Origin of the sequence: Chitinophaga jiangningensis (assembly GCF_900142605.1) — a bacterium.
GTDB lineage: Bacteria > Bacteroidota > Bacteroidia > Chitinophagales > Chitinophagaceae > Chitinophaga > Chitinophaga jiangningensis.
On sequence record NZ_FRBL01000001.1, the window covers coordinates 16010 to 39626 of the forward strand.

The window sequence follows — 23617 nt, forward strand, 5'->3', positions numbered from 1 at the left end:
TGTTGAATGTTAGCGTTTGATTACAATGAAGCCCGTTTTGCTTTCCACCTTACCATCTACCCAAATCTGGATGTTGTAGAAGTAAGAGCCGTCGGGCACATCGCTGCCGGACGCTCCGCCGGTATTCGACTTCCCTCTGAAGTTGTTGGACTTGTTGTTATAGTTATTTGTTTTGTAGACCGTACCACCCCAGCGGTTAAAGATCACCACCTGGTTAGTCGGATATTTCTCAATGTTTTCGATGTACATAAAGTCGTTACCCTGACCGTCGTTGTTCGGCGAGAGGGCAGGATGCACGCGGATCTTACCTTCGTTATCGCTCAGCTGGCGGCCGTCAGTAGTCCATCTTTCCACGGAATCAGGTACCCCGTCGCCATCGGAATCCAGGTCCAGGAAGTTAGGAATGCCGTCGCCGTCGGTATCATCATCAAACGGATCACCGTTCTTATTGATGTCTTCCTGGGCGTTGGTAAGGCCGTCGCCATCGGTGTCGCATTCACCGCACATCGGATCATCGTTGAGGATGATGCCGGTGGTTTTGGCCGGCTCCCCGATGGTTGGCAGGTTAGTAGCAGCGTTGGCAGTTGCACTCAGCATTTTTAGTATGAATGTTTCGTTCTGCTCAAAGGTGGTGTCGCCAATGATGTCGACGAAGAACTCTCCTTCGGAACTGAACGGCGGTATCACCAGCTCATGTACGGTCATATCGTAATCCTCACCCGGCGTGGCTTTGAAGTCGAAGAACGGATAGCTCACACCTTCCGTAGCTGCTTCGGTATCGAATTTCACCGTTACAGCGCGACTGCTCTTGTTACTGAGGGTCACCACAAACCGGAGACGGTTATGCTCTCCCTTATCCCCTTCTTTCACGGAGAATTTAGTATCTGCAAAAGAAAGCACCAGTGGATCATTATCAGTAATGATGACATTGGCAGTGGTAGCGGCACCGGTTACATACAGCGGTGTGCTATTGGTACCAGCATATGGCAGCAGGGTGGTGTGCAGGAATCCGTTGTCATCATTTACGGCATCATCGGAAGCCGTGATGGTGAAGGTATGTTCCGACTGCATAGCCGGCAGATTCACGGTCAGGATGTTACCGTTGATCTGTCCTTCGCTGGCGGTGAAGGTTCTCACTGCATCCTGTGATACCTGTATCCTCACAGGTACGGCTATAGCAGCGCGACTAGGCGATTTCAGTGTAAACTGTACCGGGCTGCCTTCCGCTGCTGTAGTTACTGTGGTGCTGAGGTTCACCACCAGCGTGTCGTTGTCCGCAATTATTACTTCCGGTGCGGTTTGACCGGCTACCGGCCAGGTTACTCCGGTCATACTGCTGTTGATATCTTTTATCTGCAACGACACCGTACCGTCTCCTTCCACAATATTATTATCGATTGGATCTACATTGATGGTGGCGCTGCTGCTGCCCGCCGGTATGGTAACGGTGCCACTCAGTTTCTTATAGCGACTATCCGCTACGGCGGTACCGCCTACCGTATAATTTACCTGTACATCCTTCACGGCAGTGAGCTGCTGATCAGTGAAGCGTACTTTAAAGGCGCCCTGTACAGCAGGTTCGGCGGCATCTTTCACTTTTTCCACCAGCATGGTTCTGGCGGTTGCTTTGGCACCGGTGGCGGCGCTTTCATCATCGTGAATGATCATTTTCACAGTGTCAAGGGTGTTTACTGTATACGGGAAGATGCCATTGCCCCGGTTCATGCTGGCTGCTTTCAGGGCTGCCGGCAGTATTTCATCACCTTCAATCACGGCATTATCGATTACGTTTACCAATACATCCGCACTGTTGGCACCTACCGGAATGGTAACGGTGTTGGCTACACTACCAATGTTGGTAGCACCTGGTACCGAACCTATAAACAAAGTCACGTTCACATCAGCGGCGGCGGTGTAATCCAATGGCAGCTTCACGGTGTAAGCGCCTGTGGTTGCCGGCTCTGAAGCATCGTTCTTTTTGAGCAGCTGCACCGTAGTTGGTACCGCCTCCTGAATGGTCAGCACCTTAGGTTGTTCCAGCTGGTAAGTGAAGTAGCTGGAAGGAATACTTCCTTTGAGCAACAGTTGCTCGGTACCTTCTATTATTTTATCTGCCGTAGCGGTGAGTGTATAGGTAGCTGAAGGATCGCCGGCAGGAATGATCAGCTGCGCCGGTAAGCCGGTGTAGTCAGCCGCGTCAGCGGTAGAAGCAGCATCAGGTGCGATGGCCACTACCAGGTCCTCCCCTGCGATGATATTCGGTGTTACAAAACTTAAAGTCAGTTTACTGCTGTTACCTTCCATCAGGGAGGTGGAATCAAGCGCCAGCTTCACGCGCAGGTTGAGCGGATCAGCACTGGTAGCATCCACGATGGTCACATCAATAGAATCCCCTTTCATACCATTGTAGTTAACAGGCGTAGCTACTATGCGGTAGAGTTCCGGACGTTCAATGATATTATCTGTGAGCGCGGTGAAGGCGAAGGCGTAATCCGTAGCACCCGCCGGAATGGTAATGGTGGTGGGCAACCCGTTCACATCAGACACCGCAGCAGTAGAGTTACCGGATACATTAAGGGATACGGTAATATCCTTGCTGGAAGTTACATTAGGTGCCAGGGATACATTTACGGTGTAGCTGTGGCCTTCTACCACGTTAGGTCCTGGCGTTACGCGCGACATATAAATTCTTCCTGTAGCAGGATCATCGTGTGTTCTGTCGAGTATAGTTACGCGGGTAGCGTCTACCGGGAGGTTCGCATCATTACATACTCCGTTGATAAGGATATCCTCATCGTCTTCCAGGATGAGGTCCGACGTGGCGGTAACGGTAGCCGCGGCGGTACCTGTGTTCTGACCTTTGGTAATGGTGATGTTGGCAGGCAGCGCAGCGTGATCGGAATCAGCGGCGCTGTTGGCAGCATCTTTCTGCAAGGTCACTACGTAGTCGCTTCCTGCTTTCCAGTTGTTTTCGAACCGGGCAGTGAGTGAGGTACCGGCACTACCTTCATTGATTTGTGCAGGTATCGCCTCCAGGATAATCCGGGCCGGATACTGTGCATCTTTAATGTTAAATGCAGCAGGTGTATTCGTATAATTGCTGATGCCGTCAGTAGCGGAAATACCGATGTTCAGGGTTTCATTTCCTTCTACCAGCTCATCTGTATTAATATGTAATGCCAGTGTGGTGTCTTTATTATAAATGAAGGTGGCCGGCAGCGTGTAGTCGTCTGCGGTGGCGGCGCCACTCACGTTCATGGTAACGGTTACAGGCACTTCGGTGGTTACACCCGCGGGCAGATTCACCTGCAATTGTACATCATCACCTTCCAGCAGCTGGCCTGCTTTGGACGGGGTGATGCTGAATACCAGGTTGGCCGGAATGGTTCTGGTAACGTCGTTGATGGTAAACGGCAGGTCAGCTATGCTGAACTCTCCGGACTCACCCGTTACAATAAACTGCTCATTAAGTTCCAGAATCTGATCCGTAACGCCGGTGAAGAAGTTAGGGAAGGTAACACTATGATCGCCGGCTTTCAGTGTAGCCGTGGCCGTGGCAAATTGCAGGTCGCCGGTTCCGGCAGTGGAAGCGGCTTTGCGGCCCAGTGTTACGATGATGTCGGACCTGGAAGTCATGGTGCCACCCAGCGCCACGGTGAGGCTGGCTTGTTCGCCTTCATTCAGCGTAGCCTTGTTGCTGGTAATATTCAGGATGTTAGAGCCGGGGCGCTTGATGGTGCTATCCTGCACGGTAATGGTTACCGGCGTAATGGTAATATTATTGTCGGCGCTGGCTCCTTCCAGTACGATGGTACCACCGTCGCCCAGCATGTCATTGCTTTTCGCCAATATATCCACCGCGATGGCTGCGTTACCGTTTTTCGGAATCACCAGTGTTGCCGGCAGCGGACCATGTTCGGCAGCATCCAGTGTAGAGGAGGCGCCTTTATTAATAGTGATGGTCATGTTTTCCGCGGCGCGCCAGTTGTTAGGCAGTTTCACGGATACAGCGGAGGTAAATCCTTCCAGGATGTGGTCCGGAGTGGCGGTTAATTCAAGTGTTACCGGGTATTGTGCATCAATAATTTCAGCATTGATACCCGAAACCGTGTAGGCGTTACCGGTATTATCCGTACCGGAGGTATGGATGGCAATGGTTTCAGTACCTTCCACCAGGTCATCCGTTAACACAGTCAATGGTACCACTACTTCACTGCCGCTGGTAATAGCAGCGGTAGCAGCTATCGTATAGTCGTTACCGGTACCTGGTGTGGCTGTACCACTGGTAGTAAAGTTTAGGGAGATAGGAATTTCTGTGGTGATACCTGCCGGGAGGCTGAACGTGTAAGACTGGGCATTGCCTTCATGCAGTTGTACGGTGGAAGCCGGACTAACAGTGATGATCCGGTTGCCTGCATCTCTGCGCGTAGCATCGTTGATGGTAAGCGTATAGTCTGACACGGTGAATCCTGGACCGGCATTACCGGTAATGGTTACCTGTTCATCATTTTCTATGATATTATCTGCGGTGGCAGCCAGCACATCTGCTGGTGTATTGGTGGCATTTGTGGCTGCAGGCAGGGTGATGGTAGCGGCCAGTAAACTATAATCAGTAGCAGCAGCCTGGGCTGAATTTACACCCAGTGTTACCACAATATCTTTGGCAGAAGTGATATCCGTTGGCAGACTGATATTCAACTTAGTAGCGTTTCCTTCTGTGAGCGGAGCAGTTACTGCAGTGATAGTGACCACGTCACTGTTTGGTGAAGTGACCCTGGTATTATCCTGGATGTCCAGTTTCACAGGTGCAGGAGCAGTGATATTCACATCCGTGCAGGTAGCGCTGATATTTAATACCGCATCATCATCCAGTACTTTATTGGTATTGGCGGTGATGTAAACCGGATCGGAGGTTTGTTTACCCGATTCGATTGTAACCGAAGCCGGCAGGTTATATCTGTCGGCAGTAGCTGTGGAGCTGGCAGCGGCCGCCAGGTTAAAGGTGAATTGACGCCCTGCGGTAGCGCCATCCGGCAATTCAATCCAGAAGGCGGCGCCAGGTGCTTCATTTTCTTTAATGGCTGTTTTATCCAGGTGGAGTATCACCGGATTTACCGGTGGATAGTCCTTATCTATGATCGTGAATGTATGTGGTACTACGGTAAATACGGAGCTGGTACCGTCCGTAGCCGTAGCATCTACTACCACCTCTTCATTGCCTTCCATCAATCCGTCCAGTTTCAGGTCCAGGTCAGCATCAGCATTGTTGCCGGTGAAGCTGCCTGCTGCAAAGGTCAGCGTATAGTCGGCCGCGGTAGCAGCACCTGTATTAGGTTTGAAGGTAATTGTAATTGGCACCTGTGTAGTTACACCTGATGGTAAGCTGATATTCACTTTACCGGCATAGCCTTCTGTGAGCAGGCCCGCGGCTGGTGTGGTGAAGCTGATCACCCGGTTGGCAGGATCAATACGGGTTTCATCCGTAATGGTCATATTCCAGCTGGCGGTGCTTAAGGTATAACCTGCAACAGTTTGTGCAGTTACCTGCAGTTGTTCATCATTTTCCAGCACTAAATCCGGTGTAGCCGTCAGGGTTACATCGGCAGGAATAGTATTATTGGTTGCTGCAGGCAGGGTAAGGGTAGTGCCACTGAAGCTGTAATCAGCTGCCGTAGCGGTGCCCGCAACAGCTCCCATATCTACCGAAACAGGAATAGCAGACGTGATATTAGCCGGCAGGGCAATACTGAATGCAGTAGCTTCACCTTCCTTCAACGTAGCTTTCACCGGTGTGATGGTGATTATATCACTGCCTGGGGAAGTTATTCTGGTATTATCCGTGATATCCAGTTTCACATCAGCAGGTGAGCTGATGACCGGATCGGCGCAGGTAGCTTTAATATATAATGCAGCCGGGTCGTTTAATACCAGGTTGGCACCTGCTGTTATTTTTATTTTGTCAGATACTTTTGCACCTGCGGGGATTGTAACGGTACCTGGCAACACATACCCCGTGGAAAGTGCGGTGGTGGCAGCTCCCGGCGCGATGGCGAAACTCAGGTTGCTACCAGCTGAAATATTATCCGGCAGCTCCACCCAGAACTCAGCACCATCCACATCGCCTTCCGCAATTGTTGTTTTGCTCAGGTGATAGATCACAGGATTTACCGGTGGGTAATCGTGGTCGATGATATTAAAAAGCGTACTGGTAACGGTGAATACGGAGGCCGTATGATCAGTTATGTCTGCATTCAACACTACGTCCTCATTTCCTTCCATTAAACCGTCCTGCGGTATTACTAAATCACCTTCTATATTGTTACCAGTGAAATTATCAGCAGGGAACGTCAACGTATAATCGGCAATGCTTGCAGCACCAGTATTAGGTTTCATGGTGAAGTACAGTGGTACTTCGGTGGTGATGCCAGTAGGGAGACTCAAACGCACTTTACCATTGCTGCCTTCCTTCAGGTCAGCTGCAGCAGGAATTTCAAAATGCAGTTTCAGGTTATTGGCGTCCTTGCGGGTTTCGTCTGTGATGGTATATGCCCAGGTGGTTGTTGCCAGGTTATATCCTGCCACAGCAGATGCCTGTACTGTGAATACTTCATCATTTTCCAGTATCAGGTCTGTGTTCGCGGTAACGGTAACATCTGCAACAGGTATACTGGTATTGGTAGCCGGCAGTGTAAGTACATTACCTGCAAAGGTAAAGTCAGTAGCAGCTGCCGTACCCGTGGTGGCAGCCACTGGTACCTGTATATCAGTGGCGGAGGTAAAGCCGGCCGGCAGGGAAATAGTAAAGGTTGCAGCACTGTTTTCTGCGAGTGTAGTAGCGGTGGTGGTGATGGTGATTACATCACTGCCCGGATACACGTTACGGGTATCATCCAGCACATCCAGTTTCAATGGAGCAGCGGTGGTAATGGCTGCATCTGAAGTGCAGGTGGCAGCTATATATAATACCTTGTCATCGTTCAACACTTTATTGGCATCTGCCGTAATATGAATATGATTGGAGGTTTGCGCGCCTTTAGCAATGGTCAGGGTAGTGTTTTCAAAAGCATAGGTACCATCCACAGCGGTGGTGCCGGCTGCTTTGGCGATGCTGAAGGTCAGCGGATAATCGGCGGTGAGTCCGTCCGGTAGTTCCAGCCAAAATTCGGTACCGGGTGTTTCTCCTTCTTTTACGTTTGTTTTGCTGGTATGGAGGTTGACAGCGGCAGGTGGGTAATCCGCATCCAGTATGGAAATGGTTTGTCCGGTTACCGTATAGGCGGTACCGTTGGCATCACTAACTGTAGCGTCGATCACCAGTTCTTCCGGACCTTCCAGTAAGTCGTCAGGAAGGAGTTCCAGTTGGAATGCTTTGCTGTTGCCCTGCATGGTAAAGGTTGCAGGGTTATATTGATAGTCCAGGCTGCCTGCCGGATTGGTAATGGCAGTATTAGGTTTCAGCGTTACCGTGAGGTCCACTTCCGCTGTAACGCCGGTGGGCAGTGCAATGGTGTATGGTGCGGTAAATCCTTCCTTCAGCTGGGTGGCAGTGGCGGTGGTGCTGATAGTCAGCTGGAGGTTAGCGGCATCATTGCGGGTGATGTCGTTAATACTGATGGTAACAGGACCGGCTACCGTGATGTTATTATCAGCGGTGGCGGTGATTACCAATGTTTCCGTGCCTTCAATGATTTTATCAAGTGCTGCAGTTACTACCGGATCGGCAGTGGTGATGGAGGTGCTGCCTGCCGGCAAAGTAAGCGTGGTACTGTGCAGGGTATAGTCACCGCCTGGGTTCGCGGTAGAAGATGCATCTACTGTGAGGGTCACCTGTATCGGTTGAGTGCTGGTAATATTGTTTGGTAAAGCGAGGGTGAATTTGGTGTCTTCTCCTTCATTGAGGGTGGCTTTCACCGGGGTGATGGTGAGTACGTTACTACCTGGTGAGGTAGTACGGGTATCATCCTGGATGTTCAGCTGCTGGGCGGCTGGCACTGGGATGTTAGCGTCACCGCTGGCGAGTGATAAATATAATATGGCGTCATCGCCGAGGATGGTATTGCTGGTGGCGATAATTTTTCCATTTCCAGGCAGGCTGCCGGTAGCATTTTCGCTAATGGTAACCGTAGCCGGCATGGTATATCGATCCGTGCCGGCGGTGGTACCTGTACCAGGCGTAAGGACAAATGACATATCATAGCCTGCGGCCAGTCCTGCCGGTAGCGCTACCCGGTAAGTGGCACCGGTGGCCTCCCCTTCTTTGATGGCCGACTTATCCAGGTATACTGTCACAGGGCCTGGCAATGGATATTCGCTGTCTAAAATGTTTATGGTGTGGGCGGTTACGGTGTAGCCGCTATAGCCATCAGCATCCGTAGCAGTACCACCAAGGATCATTGTTTCTGTTTTCTCTACCAGGTTATCATCTGTCAGGTTCAGGGTGGTAGAACCGGAGTTGCCGCTGTTGATCGCCAGTGGTGCACCGATGGAGTAGTCAGCCGGTTTAGCCGTTCCCGTTATACCGGCGAGCGAGAGTGTAATTGGAACGTCGGTGGTAACACCTGCCGGCAGGGAAAATGCCAGAGTGCCTTCATAGCCTTCGTACAGGTCGCTGTTCGGTATGGTAGAAAATGTGATAGCAGTATTGGCCGGTATAAGTTTGGTACCGTCTTTTATGGTGATATCCTGGTTGGTAGTTTTGGTATTACCCATTACTACTGCGGAGATATTAATTTTCACCAGTTCATCATATTCGATGATCTGATCAGGAAGTGCATGTAAAATAAGGTCTGTCCCATTTTGTCCTGGTTCGATATGTGCGACGGCGATGGCAGGGAAGTCAGTTCCTTCTGTGGCCGGATGGGTGGCTCCTGTGTTATTGACGGTAGCGGTGACGGTGATTTGTTCGCTGGCGTTTACGTTATCCGGCAATTTCACATGTATGGTAGCGTCGTTACCCTCTGCTACAGATGCCGAGGTAACGGAAGCGGTGATATCGCTGGGTTCATCGTCGAGGATGGTGTATTTAGTCAGGGTTTTGGTGCCGAGGACTACGAGTGGATCCACTGCTGGCAGCAGCTGGAAGTTCAGGTTCCTGGCGTATTCCAGTTTAGTATTACCTAATATTTTCACGATATCTACGGTGATATCCTTGGGCGAGGTTTTATAGTCGGCGGCGGGAATCCAGAAGCCGGCATGATCATAAGTATAATCCACGCCTTCAATGGCCGGGTGTTGTTCTCCTGCGTCTGCCGCTGCGGCTGCGAACTTTATGTAGGCAGGTGCTGTGAGATTCCCGCCGCTCACTCTTATTTTCAGATTGGTGGCTGGAGCCGTGGTATTGCCTTCGCTTTGTGACAGTGCGGTAGCGGTAAATTCTACCGTTACGGGGGAGCTGTTTAACCCGCTGACATCTGTCATGGGTTCTTTAACTGTGGAGGTGGCCAGCATATCCCGGGTATCGTCATAGCCTATACGCAGTACGCTTCCTGAAGCCCATCGATTAGTGGTGGGGCCGGTTTCAGGCATTTTAATTCCTACTGCCATACCTCTGAGGACGCCGGTGCCGTTATTTACATCGTTATTTAAAGCGCCGGTGCTGGCGTCTACGCTGGTGGTGGTAGCATAAAGTCCCAGGCTCACAGAGTGGAAGCTTTCATTGTCTTTCAACCGGTATACGTGTGCATAATCCCCGTTATTGGACTGTGGATAACCGCCGAAATCGTCAGTAAAGCGGACGATACCCGGCAGGGTATTGATGGTGGCAGATGTGCCGGAGGTATTGGTATAGGATTGACCTACCTGGTAAAAGCCTCTTGTATTCAGGTTATTTTGCTGTTCAGGAGCCCCAATGTTATCCTGTAATGCAGCAAATTCCGTTATATACAGGAAAGGGCTTACCCTGGTAAAATCCGTTCCATAAATGGTGACGTTATAGGTAAAGTATTTTTTAGGGGCTTCGTAGCTGATAACCGTGCGTATGTATGCGGTGCGGGCAACCGAGTACACGTAGTCTATTTTTGAGAATATGGCTACTTTGTAGGGGTTGGCTGGTGTACCATCGCCCATTACATCGGTGACAGTAATATTATTGGGTGTATAATTTACGGGGCCGGGAACGCCGCCATTCCAAAAGAGTCCTTTCCAGAAAGTCCAGATTCCTTTATTGCCTGTATCCGGGTTGGTGCCGGTTTCAGCTCTGCCGTTACGGTATACATTTATTTTGCCATCAGGACCTATGGTGATTCTGAGCCCGTCGGTGGCGGTGTTGCCTCCGGAGGGGTTTATTACTACCTGCTGACTAACAGCAGCGAAAGCAGGCAGCAGGAGGATGGCTATCAACAACACTTTCCTCATGGCAAAGGCTAAACGTTGGAGCATAGCTGTCTTAGATACTTTCGTAGGATAGGACAGGACTAACATATAAGCTTGTAAAATTTCTATTTATACATATAGATTTTAAGTCAGTAATGAAAAACAGTCCTTTGTAAACCCTATATGCGCGATTCCGTAAAATGGCTCTCCCAATGGCATACACTTATTAAGGAAGTGTTGAAAAACCGGCCATTGGTATAAAAAAGTTCCGTTGATATTTTCAACGTGGAGCAAACAAAGTAGCTGCAATACTTCAGCAGTGGGATGATTTTTATAAATTATTATATCTACTTCTCTCTGGAATCTAAATCACAACAATAATATATTAAATCATATATTTTAATTTACAAATCTAAAACATAAAATATATTTATTCAAATAAAAATATAATGGAGATGTAAATGCAGCTAAGTCAGGATTTTTTCAGAATTTTTAACGTTTAAAAAGAAAGAATGAGGTATCAAATCCTATGTAGAAAGAAAAAATAACCATAGATTTGCAAAAAAAAGTAAGAATGTCTACTGTTTCAAAATCTAACATTGACTTTGACCTGAAATATAAGGTAAAAGATATGTCCCTCGCTGAGTGGGGTCGCAAGGAAATTGAGCTGGCAGAAGCTGAAATGCCGGGTCTGATGTCTCTCCGTGAGGAATATGGCAACAGCCAGCCGCTGAAAGGTGCGCGTATCGCTGGTTGCCTGCACATGACTATCCAGACTGCCGTACTGATCGAGACCCTGGTTCACCTGGGTGCGGAAGTACGCTGGAGCTCCTGCAATATCTTTTCCACACAGGATCATGCTGCTGCCGCGGTAGCTGCTGCAGGTGTGCCTGTATTTGCATGGAAAGGCCTGAATGAGCAGGACTTTGACTGGTGCATCGAGCAAACCCTGTTCTTCGGTGGCGCTGACCGTCCGCTGAACATGATCCTGGACGATGGTGGTGACCTCACCAACATGGTACTGGATCGTTACCCTGAGCTGATCCAGCACATCAAAGGTTTGTCTGAAGAAACCACTACCGGTGTTCACCGCCTGTATGAGCGCATGAAAAACGGTACCCTTCCGATGCCTGCGATCAACATTAACGACTCTGTAACCAAATCCAAATTCGATAACAAGTACGGTTGCCGCGAATCCTGCGTAGATGCTATCCGTCGCGCTACCGACGTGATGATCGCCGGTAAAGTGGCTGTAGTTGCTGGTTTCGGTGACGTAGGTAAAGGTTCTGCGGAATCCCTCCGTGGTGCCGGTGCACGCGTAATCGTAACTGAAATCGATCCGATCTGCGCACTGCAGGCTGCCATGGAAGGTTACGAAGTGAAAAAAATGAGCGATGCTATTAAAGAAGCCGACATCGTAGTTACCACTACCGGCTGCCGCGATATCATCACTGGCGAACACTTCAAACTGATGAAAGATAAATGCATCGTTTCCAATATCGGTCACTTCGATATCGAAATCGACGTTGCATGGTTAAATAAAAATTACGGCAATACTAAAGTTGAAATCAAACCACAGGTAGATAAATATACTATCGATGGTAAAGATATCATCCTGCTGGCTGAAGGCCGCCTGGTAAACCTGGGTTGCGCTACCGGTCACCCATCTTTCGTAATGTCCAACTCTTTCACCAACCAAACACTGGCTCAGCTGGAACTCTGGCTGAACGCAGACAAGTACGAAAACAAAGTTTACGTGCTGCCTAAACACCTGGATGAAAAAGTTGCCCGTCTTCACCTGAAAAAAATCGGGGTGGAACTGGATGTACTGACTTCTACCCAATCTGAATATCTGGGTATTCCAGTGGAAGGTCCATTCAAACCTGATTACTACAGATACTAATTGTACTGTAAACATAGTCCTGAGCGGGTACCGAAAAGGTACTCGCTTTTTTTTATGCTTATTTTGAACCGATGCCTTCGGCATCGGTGGAAGATTCAGCGCTGCGCGCGGTGGCTGCTGCGTTAGCGGAGACGGTAGGATAGACCTAGCGCCGATGGTGGCGGAGGCACGGAGTATCTACCGCCTGCGAACAGCCTGCGGCAAGCATCTTAATGCAGTTACTTCCAAAAAAAAATCAATATTTTTGCGGCATGACAAAGCTGAGTGTTAACATCAACAAGTTTGCAACACTGCGCAATGCTCGCGGTGGCAACGTTCCAGATATTTTAAAGGTAGCCCAGGACTGTGAGCGATTCGGCGCTGATGGCATTACTGTACACCCACGCCCTGATGAAAGACATATCCGTTACCAGGACGTACTCGACCTGAAGCCGCTCGTTACCACTGAATTCAATATAGAAGGTTATCCTTCACCGGATTTTATGGACCTGGTTCTTAAAGTAAAGCCTGACCAGGTAACGCTGGTTCCTGATCCGCCAGATGCAATCACCTCCAACACCGGATGGGATACCATCACCTACCAGTCCTTCCTAAAAGATGTGATCGGCGCTTTCAAAAAAGCAGGTATCCGCGTTTCCATCTTCCTGAACCCGGATGTAAACCTCGTAGAAGGGGCTAAAACTGCCGGTGCCGACCGTATCGAGCTCTATACCGGCCCTTACGCAGAAGAATATTTCAATGCCCGCACACAGCCGCAAAACCTGCAGCTGTTTAATGACTATAAAAATACAGCCCGCGCAGCTTCAGAAATTGGGCTCGACCTCAATGCAGGGCATGACCTCAACCTGGATAACCTCCGCTTCTTCAAACTGCATATCCCGCAGCTGAAAGAAGTGTCTATCGGCCACGCACTGGTGGCTGATGCAATCTATTTTGGGTTGGAGAATACGATTCAATTATATAAACGCCAGCTGGTGGATTAAGCGAAGCTCATACAATATTTACACGGATAAATTCCGCCTGAACACTGCACCACAAAAGAACAGAGGGACCAATGGTCCCTCTGTTCTTTTGTGGTGCCTCCCCTACAGATAACTGCATAGCCGAATCCTGCTTTATTCTTTTCAAGCATAAAAAAAATCTATAATTTATTTTAATATCTCATACTTTTATTGCGTTAATTATTGCAAAAAGTATAAACGGAAAATGCATTTATAACCTATAGCGTTAACATCTTTTTTTAACCCACTTTAAACCATTACCCTTCATTATGAAAAAACTACTAGTACTTGTATTCGCCGCGTCAATGGCGTTACTCCATCAGTCATGTGAAAAAAGCATGCAGAATGATCCACTGGCGGCCAACAACACTTTATTGAATGACAGCACAGGCACAAATCCGCCTATACTGGATACTGCCTGCCTTAACCCAGATGCTACCTATGTGGACACCTGGCATTATGCTACACCACAACTGTACATTTTTAAAGGTACAAATTATGGGCGTTATGATTTAACCACGCATACCTATGCAGGGTTAAACACTATTGCTGATGGCTATAAGAATGTTCCTTTCAGCACTTTTGATGCTGTGTTTGTGGATGTATGGTCCGACAGTGTTCCAAAGCTGATGATTTTCAGCGGTAATAAGGTGGCAAAGTTCGATATCCTCAATAACATTTACGAAGGAGTTGACAGCATCTCCAGCCGCTATCCGGGTCTGCCATTCACTTCCGTAGATGCCCTGTTCGTAGATACCGTAACTACCTACTACAACAAACAACCTCAGTTGTACATTTTTTCAGGTACACAATACGCGCGCATAGACATGAACACAAATACCTACAAAGGTTTAAACAGTAATGCACTAGGTTTTGAGAACGCACCATTCTACACCTACAGAGCGATGTATGTGGACCGCTGGTCTTTTGGCAGCCCACAGCTGGTGATGTTCAATGGCACTCAAAATGCACGCTTAACTTACCCTTATTATAACTTCGTGAGTAGTTCCAGCAATACACTGACTTATCCAGGTGTACCGTTTTGCCAATAAACACACTTCATTCCAAAACAAAACGAGGGGCCTGTGGCCCCTCGTTTTGTTTTGGCTATTAAAGCGATAAAGCCACTCGCTTCCGCAAATGGCTTTATCGAACCCTTAAAACAATCAACATGATTCATACCGGGGTCACAACAAACCGATATGAATGTATTTATAGGTTACCGTCAGGAGTGACAGTAATGATACACGGTGTTACTTCTTTAATAACGCTATATCCAGCACTTGGTTCATTTCACGTACATAATGGAATTTCACCCCCTTGATATAATCCGGGTTGATGTCCTTTATGTCCTTTTCATTTTGCCAGCAGAGGATAATTTCGCGGATACCGGCGCGTTTGGCAGCCAGAATTTTTTCTTTAATACCACCTACCGGCAGTACCTGTCCACGAAGCGTAATTTCACCCGTCATCGCCAGGTAGGATTTTACGCGGCGGCCGGTAAAGGCCGATGCCAGCGCTGTGAGCATGGTGATACCAGCACTCGGGCCATCTTTAGGCACTGCGCCTTCCGGTACGTGCACATGCACGCTCTTTTCCCTGAACATTTTTGGATCAATCTTATAAGTAGCAGCATTACCCTGGAGATAGGTCAGCGCTGTAACTGCGGACTCTTTCATCACATTGCCCAGGTTACCGGTCAGTTTCAGATCACCTTTGCCTTCGCTTAAGCTACTTTCGATAAACAGGATGTCGCCCCCTACATACGTCCAGGCGAGGCCTACGGCCACTCCCGGCGGATTACCTACCTTATAGATTTCATTGGAATACCTGGATTTCCCCAGCACTTTTTCCACAAATTCGTTGGTAACAGCATCCGGTAAAGGATTTTCCAATGCCACCTCTTTAGCGAGGTTACGCATCAGGGCTGCAAACTGCCTGTCGAGCTCACGTACACCGCTTTCACGGGTGTAGTCAGCAATGATATGCTCAATAACGCTATTGGCTATACGGATTTTAATATCCTTCAGCCCATGCGCATCTTTCTGTTTAGGAATCAGGTGGCGTTTTGCAATCTCCACCTTCTCTTCTATGGAATACCCGGTAAGATCGATGATCTCCAGCCTGTCGCGCAATGGCGCCGGAATGGCAGCTACATTGTTCGCGGTGGCGATGAACAGGACTTTGCTCAGATCATATTCCAGCTCTAAGTAGTTATCGTAAAAAGTGCTGTTTTGCTCCGGATCGAGTACTTCCAGCATAGCGGAGCTGGGATCTCCCCGATGATCATTACCTAATTTATCAATCTCGTCCAGGATCATTACCGGATTGGAAGACTTGATTTTTCGAATAGATTGTACGATTCGACCAGGCATGGCACCGATGTAGGTTTTACGATGTCCGCGGATCTCGCTTTCGTCGTGCATACCACCCAAACTCAAACGCACATATTTACGGCCCACTGCATTGGCGATAGAGCGGCCAAGAGAGGTTTTACCAATACCCGGAGGGCCTACAAAGCAAAGAATAGGCGACTTCATATCCCCTTTCAGTTTCAGCACCGCCAGGTATTCAAGGATACGCTCCTTGATCTTGTCCATACCATAGTGGTCGTTATCGAGTATTTTTTTCGCCTTTTTCAGGTCGTAACTATCGGTGGTATATTCCCCCCAGGGCAGGTCCAGCAGGAGGTCCAGGTGGTTGTATACCACGCTGTAGTCCGGCGTGCTGGGATGCATGCGCTCCAGCTTTTCAATGCCTTTGGTGAAAGCTTCCGCCGCTGCCGCCGGCCATTTTTTGTCTTCTGCCTTCCGCTTCATCTCGCGGATTTCGCGGTCGTTACTATCTCCCCCCAACTCCTCTTTAATGGATTTCATCTGCTGTTGCAGGAAGTAATCCCGTTGCTGTTTATCGAGGTCAGCCTTGGTTTTATTGGTAATCTTATTTTTTAGTTCCGCGAGCTGTAGTTCTGTTTGCAGGAGTTTCATCAGCAACTCCGCGCGATGGCGAAGGTTATTGGTTTCCAGCAACAATTGCTTGTCCTTCAGTTCAGAATTAAGGTTGGACGACACGAAATGCACCAGGAAAGAGGCATTTTCTATGTTTTTGAGGATGATGCTGGCCTCTGATGGCAGGTTAGGCGATAACTGAATGATCTGGGTAGCGAGGTCCTTAATCGATGAGATATAAGCATCAAACTCGGTATCGTCCTCCACCAGCTCGTCTTGCAACAATTCGATCCTTGCTTTGAAGTAAGGATCTTCTGTTACCACTTCATCGATCTTAAAGCGTTTGCGGCCCTGGATGATGATGGTGGTGCCGCCGTCCGGCATTTTGATCAACTTCACGATACGGGCTACCGTTCCAACCTCACTGAGATCAGCTACCGTAGGATCTTCGATCGTACTGTCTTTTTGCGCTACCACACCGACCATTTTGTCAGTCTTGTAAGCGTCGTTAACTGCCTTTATGGATTTATCCCTGCCAACGGTGATAGGTAAAACCACGCCAGGGAAGAGTACTGTATTTCGTAAAGGTAATAATGCCAGTTCATCGGGGATTTTCTCATCCTGCTCTCCCTCTCCGTCTTCACTGAGCGGGATAATAGGCATGAACTCCATTTCATCTTCTGAATTTCCTAAATAAAATCTATTCATCTGAAATATTTAAAGCCTCTGAGGACATTCTGTCAGATCATCTTTCCAAAACGCCTGAGATTTATAGCATGGGTACCTTGTCAAGTTTAATGCCAAGTGAAATCCCTGCCAAAAGTAAGGGCTTTCATCCCTGCGCAGCAGGAATAAAAGCCCTTAACAGTTTCAAATAAAATATTATTAGAGGGTAACACCCACACCCAGCTGGATGGATTGATTTTTCCAGTTGCCGGTGTTGGTGACACTACTGATGTTTTCCACATCGTTGAAGCCAATAATGTAACGGGCACTCACGTTAACGATAGGCAGTTGCAGCCAGAGGCCGGCCACACCAGAGATTTCGCCTCCTTTAAAGGCATTTTGTGCGGCGCCGAATACTTTCTTGTCGCTCACCAGGGCTCCAAACTGAGGTCCCAGCTGGAGTTTCAGACGTTTAGTACCCAGGTCAATGTTTGCCAGGAGCGGAATGCTCAGGTAGTTCAGGCTGATTTTTTTACCATTGTCTTCCAGGTTGCCGGTATTGTAGATTTCACTGAAATCATCCGTGGTTTTGGTTTTTGTGGAAGAGAAGATCAATTCTCCCTGTACCCCAAACCCTTTTACCAGGTTTAACTGCACAAAACCACCGAGATGATAACCCAGATTAAAACCATCCTGATAACCGGTACCATCGAGTTTTCCAAGGTTGGCGCCACCTTTAACACCCCAGCGGAGTAAAGATTGAGCATTAACAGACGAAACAGCTGTTGCAGTCAGCAGGACAACAGCAAGTAGGAACTTTTTCATAAAACAATTATTTGTCATGGTTAAAATATAGACGTGCAGGGAAGTGTTTTACCCCTACGAGCTATCCGTGGCTGGCTTTTATACAAAATCCGTGCTATATGTTAATTTTTTTAGAAGATATAGGACAGGCGGGCTGTGAAGTAGCTCAGGAGGCCGGTTTCATCCATATTAAAAGTTTTGAAAACTGTATAGGAAGGGGATAGACTTATTTTTCCAAAGAGGTACGACATACTGACGGTGAGATCCAGTGCCCTCGGCTGGAAATCTGTCACCTGGCTGACGGTATACTCCCGGCCAAACGGGAATTGGGGCAGGAATCGCTTCATTTTGGGAGACCTCGAGAAGTACTGAAATGATTTGAGGTTGCTGTAATAATTTGCTGTGCCGGTGGTGAGCGACACAGATGGCGTCAGCAACACGGCATCTTTCGAAGAAAATATATCGGTAAAAACGAAGGGATGCCTTACCGTGGCAATCACGTTAAAATCAGTACCACGCATCGTTTCCTTCACATAAAGTCCTTCTGCAGTGGTGGTACCCCAACCGTAATCGATGCTGATGCCCGGTTCCAGCCACCAGCCCCGATAGTAGAAATAGGCAAATACTTCGTTATCAATGGGCGACAAAGGCACATCGCTGCTATCAGCAAAAAAGTAATGGGTATAGGAGATACCGGTGAGGAATTTGCTGTTTTTCGTATAGTCGTAACCTGCAGAAGCATCCCACTCAAACCATGGTTGCCGGTAGGCATCGAAGAGATAATACCCGCTGAAACCTGCGTAGAATCCTGATTTATGGTAGTAAGTAAGGGATGGTGCTACAAAAGTTTTCATGACCAGCGGCGCGCTGTAGTCTGGTACTTTACTACCATAGGCAGGATTATTACCATAGCCCAGGCCGGCCTCCAGTTCACTCCTGGCGTTTTTGCGCAGCAGGGAATCCAACTGACGTTCCAGGTCGGCCAGGGATTGCCCGTTAGCCAGGTGACAGCACAACAGTAACAAGAATATAAAGTATGCACGCATGAAATGCAATTTGCAGAATTTTCGTACGTGCAATATAGTTGTTCCTATGCACTCCTTTTGCAATTAAAAGGTAAAGTGGCCCTAACTATAGGTGGAGCATTGAAATTTGTCGATAACCGGGGAAATTGTATCCTTAAGCCAGGTCGATCACAGTGATTTCCGGCAGCACTCCTACTCTGCCGGGATAGCCGAGGAAGCCAAAGCCCCTGTTGACATACAGACATTGTTCCCCTTCCTTGTAAAGGCCAGCCCATTCTTTGTAGATGTATTGGGCCGGGCTCCATCTGATTCCCGGGATTTCGATACCGAACTGCATACCGTGGGTATGGCCGGCGAGAGTGAGGGCAATATCAGGGTATTCAGGTCTGATCTGTGCGTCCCAGTGGGTGGGATCGTGCGACATCAGGATTTTAAACGGTACATCCGCCACTCCTTCGTAGGCGCGTTTAAGGTCGCCGTATTTAGGGAAGCGGCTCATAGCGCTCCAGTTTTCCACGCCGAGCAGGGCTATTTTATCCTCTCCTTTTTGCAGGATGGTATTTTCATTCATCATGAGGCGCCAGCCCAGGTCAGCATGTACTTTCTTGAGTGTTTCAAGGTTTTCGTGCTGCATGGCGCTGTAACCGTTAGGTTGCTTATCCGGCCATGGGTAATAGTCGCCATAGTCGTGGTTACCCAGGGTAGAGTACACGCCCATAGGGGCTTTTACCTGGCGGAACACGTCCATCCATTGTTCCATTTCGGTGGCGCGGTCGTTTACCAGATCACCGGTAAACAGCACCAGGTCCGGCTTTTGATCGTTGATCATTTTCACCCCTTTCAGCACGGCTTCGCGGTTGGCGAAGCTGCCGGAATGGATATCCGAGATCTGCACGATGCGCATGCCTTTGAAGGCAGCGGGCAGGTTTTTGAAGTTCAGTTTTATCTTATGAACATGATAATTATACTTATTGGAGAACCCATAAACGAGGGTGGCAAAGAGGCTTCCCCCGGCGATGAGGCCAAGTCTGTTGAGGAATTGTGAGCGGGTGAGGCCGTTCACGGCCTCCATGGTAACATCTTTAGGGGCGGAGAATTTACGAATGATCCAGGTGATGCCGCGGCGGGCATCGTCGAGGAGGAGAAAAACGGCAGCCAGCAGTTTGGCTACTACCAGGCCTATAATGATGGCCAGTACGTAGGAGCGGACGGTGGTGGGCCAGTTATGCCATTTGATATATGGGAGGAGTACAACGGTGATGAGGCAGGCGATGGAGATGATCCAGTAGGTACTGTAGGTGATGGTCCGCACCCGGGGGCTGGACATATATACAATTGCACGAACAGCCTGAAAGACATAGATATCCAGTAGCAGGAGGAATATGACCAGTAGGAACGAATTAGAGCCAGGGCGCATTATTATATATTATATTAATATGATTAATTAAGCAAGGTACCGATTTCGGGTCGGTCCAAAAAGTTAAAAGTCATGTAGTTCGTTATATAGACGAATAACAATCCGGATAATTGTATGTTTTATTTTTTTTCCATGGAAAAAGAAACGATTACATTTGAGCGATCTGAAAAACGGGTGTACGAAGGGAAGTTGTGAATAAATAAATATACTGCCTCGTCTGATTTTTACCTAATCGTTGTATTTTTGTCCGATTGGGGTTACTTTTAATTGTGTGAAATTAATATTGATATCCAAATTACGGGCGTAGGGCCTGGTAGTTCATTCAAATGATTAATTTATGAAATTCACCTATTTCGGACATTCCTGCTTTGTTGTGGAAATCAAGGGTAAAAAGATCATGTTTGATCCATTTATCCGTCACAACGAATTGGCAAAGAAGATTGATATTGAAGCCATTAAGGCTGATTACATATTTGTTTCCCATGGTCATGACGATCATACGGCTGACCTGGTGGAAGTGGCGAAACGGACCGGTGCTACGGTGGTAAGTAATTTTGAGATTGTGAGCTGGGCGGGCAAACAGGGCCTGGAGTTGTTACATCCGATGAATACCGGGGGCAAATGGAAATTTGACTTTGGTATGGTGAAATGTACGGTGGCGCAGCACAGCAGCAGCTTACCGGACGGTAGTTATGGCGGTAACCCGATGGGCTTTATTTTCATCACAGATGAGGGTAATTTCTATTACAGCGGGGATACGGCGCTGACTTACGACATGGAACTGGTACCGGCGGCGGCTAAACTGAATTTTGCAATTCTGCCGATCGGCGACAACTTCACCATGGGCGTGGAAGATGCCATTGCGGCATCGGAGATGATTGAATGTGCAAAAATTATTGGCGTGCACTACGATACTTTTGGTTATATTAAGATTAACCATGAGTCGGCAAAGGCACAGTTTTCAGACGCAGGTCTGGAGTTGCTGCTGCCTGAAATCGGCAGTACAATTGAGGTTTGAGGAAGAGGCGGCAAAATTAGTTTATCCTTATCCTATAAATAACCTTGAATTTTTAAATTAGACAATGGCAAGAATAATCGCAATCGCTAACCAGAAAGGTGGCGTAGGAAAAACTACAAGTGCAATTAACCTGGCAAGCAGCCTGGCAGTACTGGAGTTCAAAACGCTGCTGGTAGATGCTGATCCTCAGGCTAACAGCACCACAGGGCTTGGCTTTGACCTGCGCAATGTGCAGCAGAGCCTTTACGACTGTATGGTAAACGATGTGCAGGCCAAAGACGTCATCCTGGAATCTGATACCCCCAATCTGAAAGTACTTCCTTCCCATATAGATCTTGTAGGTGCTGAACTGGAGCTGATTAACCACCCTAACAGGGAGCGTGTGATGAAACAGGTGATAGACAGCGTGCAGGCGGATTATGATTTCGTTATCCTGGACTGCTCACCATCACTGGGTTTGATTACGGTAAATGCGCTGGTAGCATCCAACTCCGTGATTATTCCGGTACAATGTGAGTTTTTTGCACTGGAAGGTTTGGGAAAACTGCTGAATACCATCAAAATTGTGCAGAGCCGGCTCAATACCGAACTGGAAATTGAAGGCATCCTGATGACGATGTACGATGGCCGTTTGCGCCTGAGCAACCAGGTGGTGGACGAGGTGAAGCAGCACTTTGAAGAGAGCGTGTTTAATACTATTATACACCGTAATACCAAGCTGGGTGAAGCACCGAGCTTTGGTAAATCAGTAATTATGTACGATGCAGCCAGCACCGGGGCGATCAACTATCTTAACCTGGCCAAGGAAATTCTGCAGAAACATAATTTCACCAAAATAAAATCTAAAGACAAAATCTTAGCTATAAACGATGACCAATCCAAGTAAGAAAGAGGCGCTGGGTAAAGGCATCCGCTCGCTGCTCCAGAACATAGAAACAGACCTGAAGCAAACTGCAGGCGCACTTGGCGACAAGGGCGCTATTCCTGCTGCTGCTGTTACCGGTATTGAACGTATACCGCTGGACCAGATTGTGACCAATCCTAAACAGCCACGCCGTGATTTTGATGAGGTAGCCTTACAGGAACTGAGTCAGTCGATCAGGCTGCATGACATCATTCAGCCTATCACTGTAGCTAAAATCAGCAATAAAAAATACCAGCTGATTGCCGGGGAGCGCAGGCTCAGGGCCAGCAAGATGGCCGAGCTGAAAGATATCCCGGCCTATGTGCGCCAGGTTAACGACCAGGAGTTGCTGGAACTCGCCCTGCTGGAAAACCTGCAGCGCGAAAACCTCAATGCTATTGAGGTGGGCCTCAGCTACAAGCGCCTCATGGAAGAGTGCAGCCTCACCCAGGAACAGGTGGCTGACCGCATGGGTAAAGAAAGAAGTACCGTTACCAACTATATCCGCCTGCTCAAACTGCCACCAGATATCCAGGTAGCAGTGCGCAACGGCCAGCTCAGCATGGGTCATGCCCGTGTGATCACCGGTATCGACAAGGTGGAGAACCAGCTTTTCCTCTTTGGGGAGGTGATGAAAGGTGGCTTGTCTGTACGGCAAACGGAAGAACTGGCTCGTCGCATGCACCAGGCAGGTGATAAAGGCAATCAGCAGAAGGCTAAGGTAAAACTGGCACCGGCGTTCCTGAAAATTCAGGACAACCTGGCTTCTCACTTCTCCACTAAAGTTAGACTGGACAGAGATAAGAACGGAAAAGGAAGTATCATGATCGAGTTCTATTCAGATGAAGAGCTGAACGGGATTCTGGAAAAAATTGACTTATACGGTGGCTAAGCCTTCACAGATTTATTCTTTCATCAGAAACTTATGCTTAGTGCTGTTGGCGATGGCGGCATTGCCAGCTATGGCTGCGTCCCTGCCTCAGCAACAAGATACGGTAGCACCGGTGATCAAACACGCTGCGGATACTGCCGGAGGCCTCGTAATGCAGGCCGACACGGCGATTTCCGGCAACAGATCCGCCGTTGATGCCAAATTCAATGAGCCTTCCATTCACAGTCCCCGCAAGGCAGCACTATATTCCGCTATTCTGCCGGGCCTTGGACAGGCTTACAATAAGGAATACTGGAAGATCCCGCTGGTATACGCCGCGATTGGTACCTGTACCGGATTTTTCATTTTTAATATGAATGAGTATAAGCGTTACCGTGATGCCTACCGCATCCGGATGCTTAACAACCCGGATATTCACGACGAGTTTGAAGACATCTATCCCCGCACCTATCCGGCGGAAGCCATTAAGGTAATCAGGGATCAGTACCGGCAGTATGTGGATTTATCCGTGTTGTTTTTTGTACTGTCGTATGGCCTCAATATCATTGATGCTACTGTATTTGCGCATTTGCGTTCATTTGATGTATCCAACGATCTTACATTAAGGGTTTCCCCTACCATCATTAATAACCGTACATTAGGAATAGGTGTGAATATCTCCATTGGAGGAGGTAAAAAAACCAGACAGGGCTTGTTTTACGCAGGTCGCTGATACACCATTCAACCAA

General features: G+C 48.3%; 12 protein-coding genes. 7 read left to right on the forward strand and 5 right to left on the reverse strand.

Annotation, left to right across the window (positions count from 1 at the left end):
* Positions 1-9: 9 nt before the first annotated feature.
* The gene (locus BUB18_RS00070; protein ID WP_178372052.1) at positions 10-10377 is read right to left on the reverse strand and encodes a T9SS type B sorting domain-containing protein; all 10368 of its coding nucleotides are present in this window, start codon (positions 10375-10377) and stop codon (positions 10-12) included.
* 508 nt (positions 10378-10885) lie between these two features.
* On the opposite strand from BUB18_RS00070, the gene ahcY reads away from it, so the two are divergent.
* From ahcY to BUB18_RS00085, 3 genes are all read left to right on the forward strand, one after another.
* The gene (gene ahcY / locus BUB18_RS00075; RefSeq protein WP_073076850.1) at positions 10886-12214 is read left to right on the forward strand and encodes an adenosylhomocysteinase; all 1329 of its coding nucleotides are present in this window, start codon (positions 10886-10888) and stop codon (positions 12212-12214) included.
* A 251-nt stretch (positions 12215-12465) separates the two neighbouring features.
* Positions 12466-13197: a pyridoxine 5'-phosphate synthase gene (locus BUB18_RS00080; protein ID WP_073076851.1), complete on the forward strand. Its 732-nt coding sequence runs from the start codon at positions 12466-12468 to the stop codon at positions 13195-13197.
* A gap of 287 nt (positions 13198-13484) precedes the next feature.
* Positions 13485-14267: a hypothetical protein gene (locus BUB18_RS00085; RefSeq protein WP_143159769.1), complete on the forward strand. Its 783-nt coding sequence runs from the start codon at positions 13485-13487 to the stop codon at positions 14265-14267.
* Between the two features lie 201 nt (positions 14268-14468).
* Here BUB18_RS00085 and lon read toward each other — a convergent pair whose 3' ends face one another.
* The 4 genes from lon to BUB18_RS00105 all read right to left on the reverse strand — a co-directional run bounded on the left by lon (position 14469) and on the right by BUB18_RS00105 (position 19985).
* Positions 14469-16871 carry an endopeptidase La gene (gene lon, locus BUB18_RS00090; protein WP_073076853.1) on the reverse strand — a complete coding sequence of 801 codons (2403 nt, stop codon included), beginning with the start codon at positions 16869-16871 and terminating at the stop codon, positions 14469-14471.
* Positions 16872-17048: 177 nt separating this feature from the next.
* The gene (locus BUB18_RS00095) at positions 17049-17654 is read right to left on the reverse strand and encodes a porin family protein (RefSeq protein ID WP_073076856.1); all 606 of its coding nucleotides are present in this window, start codon (positions 17652-17654) and stop codon (positions 17049-17051) included.
* A gap of 110 nt (positions 17655-17764) precedes the next feature.
* The gene (locus BUB18_RS00100) at positions 17765-18679 is read right to left on the reverse strand and encodes a hypothetical protein (RefSeq protein WP_073076858.1); all 915 of its coding nucleotides are present in this window, start codon (positions 18677-18679) and stop codon (positions 17765-17767) included.
* 133 nt (positions 18680-18812) lie between these two features.
* Complete coding sequence (locus tag BUB18_RS00105; protein WP_245805594.1) at positions 18813-19985, reverse strand: metallophosphoesterase; 1173 nt, start codon at positions 19983-19985, stop codon at positions 18813-18815.
* 427 nt (positions 19986-20412) lie between these two features.
* Here BUB18_RS00105 and BUB18_RS00110 point away from each other — a divergent pair, with 427 nt between their 5' ends.
* The 4 genes from BUB18_RS00110 (at position 20413) to BUB18_RS00125 (ending at position 23601) form a co-directional block, all read left to right on the forward strand.
* The gene (locus tag BUB18_RS00110) at positions 20413-21093 is read left to right on the forward strand and encodes a metal-dependent hydrolase (protein WP_073076861.1); all 681 of its coding nucleotides are present in this window, start codon (positions 20413-20415) and stop codon (positions 21091-21093) included.
* A 64-nt stretch (positions 21094-21157) separates the two neighbouring features.
* Positions 21158-21979 (forward strand): ParA family protein, encoded by an 822-nt coding sequence (locus BUB18_RS00115; RefSeq protein ID WP_073076863.1) that lies wholly within the window; start codon positions 21158-21160, stop codon positions 21977-21979.
* Positions 21963-22889, forward strand: a complete 927-nt coding sequence (locus tag BUB18_RS00120) for a ParB/RepB/Spo0J family partition protein (protein WP_073076864.1) — start codon at positions 21963-21965, stop codon at positions 22887-22889. The genes BUB18_RS00115 and BUB18_RS00120 overlap by 17 nt, the downstream gene beginning before the upstream one ends.
* Positions 22882-23601 carry a DUF5683 domain-containing protein gene (locus BUB18_RS00125; protein WP_143159770.1) on the forward strand — a complete coding sequence of 240 codons (720 nt, stop codon included), beginning with the start codon at positions 22882-22884 and terminating at the stop codon, positions 23599-23601. Before BUB18_RS00120 ends, BUB18_RS00125 begins: the two co-directional genes overlap by 8 nt.
* The last annotated feature ends 16 nt before the right edge of the window (positions 23602-23617 follow it).

Bases quoted from the DNA above. Each gene is read 5' to 3' on its own strand.
- BUB18_RS00115 (WP_073076863.1), top strand. From the start codon at position 21,158: ATGGCAAGAATAATCGCAATCGCTAACCAGAAAGGTGGCGTAGGAAAA.
- lon (WP_073076853.1), bottom strand. From the start codon at position 16,871: ATGAATAGATTTTATTTAGGAAATTCAGAAGATGAAATGGAGTTCATG.
- BUB18_RS00080 (WP_073076851.1), top strand. From the start codon at position 12,466: ATGACAAAGCTGAGTGTTAACATCAACAAGTTTGCAACACTGCGCAAT.
- BUB18_RS00095 (WP_073076856.1), bottom strand. From the start codon at position 17,654: ATGAAAAAGTTCCTACTTGCTGTTGTCCTGCTGACTGCAACAGCTGTT.
- BUB18_RS00120 (WP_073076864.1), top strand. From the start codon at position 21,963: ATGACCAATCCAAGTAAGAAAGAGGCGCTGGGTAAAGGCATCCGCTCG.
- BUB18_RS00100 (WP_073076858.1), bottom strand. From the start codon at position 18,679: ATGCGTGCATACTTTATATTCTTGTTACTGTTGTGCTGTCACCTGGCT.
- BUB18_RS00070 (WP_178372052.1), bottom strand. From the start codon at position 10,377: ATGCTCCAACGTTTAGCCTTTGCCATGAGGAAAGTGTTGTTGATAGCC.
- ahcY (WP_073076850.1), top strand. From the start codon at position 10,886: ATGTCTACTGTTTCAAAATCTAACATTGACTTTGACCTGAAATATAAG.
- BUB18_RS00105 (WP_245805594.1), bottom strand. From the start codon at position 19,985: ATGTCCAGCCCCCGGGTGCGGACCATCACCTACAGTACCTACTGGATC.
- BUB18_RS00110 (WP_073076861.1), top strand. From the start codon at position 20,413: ATGAAATTCACCTATTTCGGACATTCCTGCTTTGTTGTGGAAATCAAG.
- BUB18_RS00085 (WP_143159769.1), top strand. From the start codon at position 13,485: ATGAAAAAACTACTAGTACTTGTATTCGCCGCGTCAATGGCGTTACTC.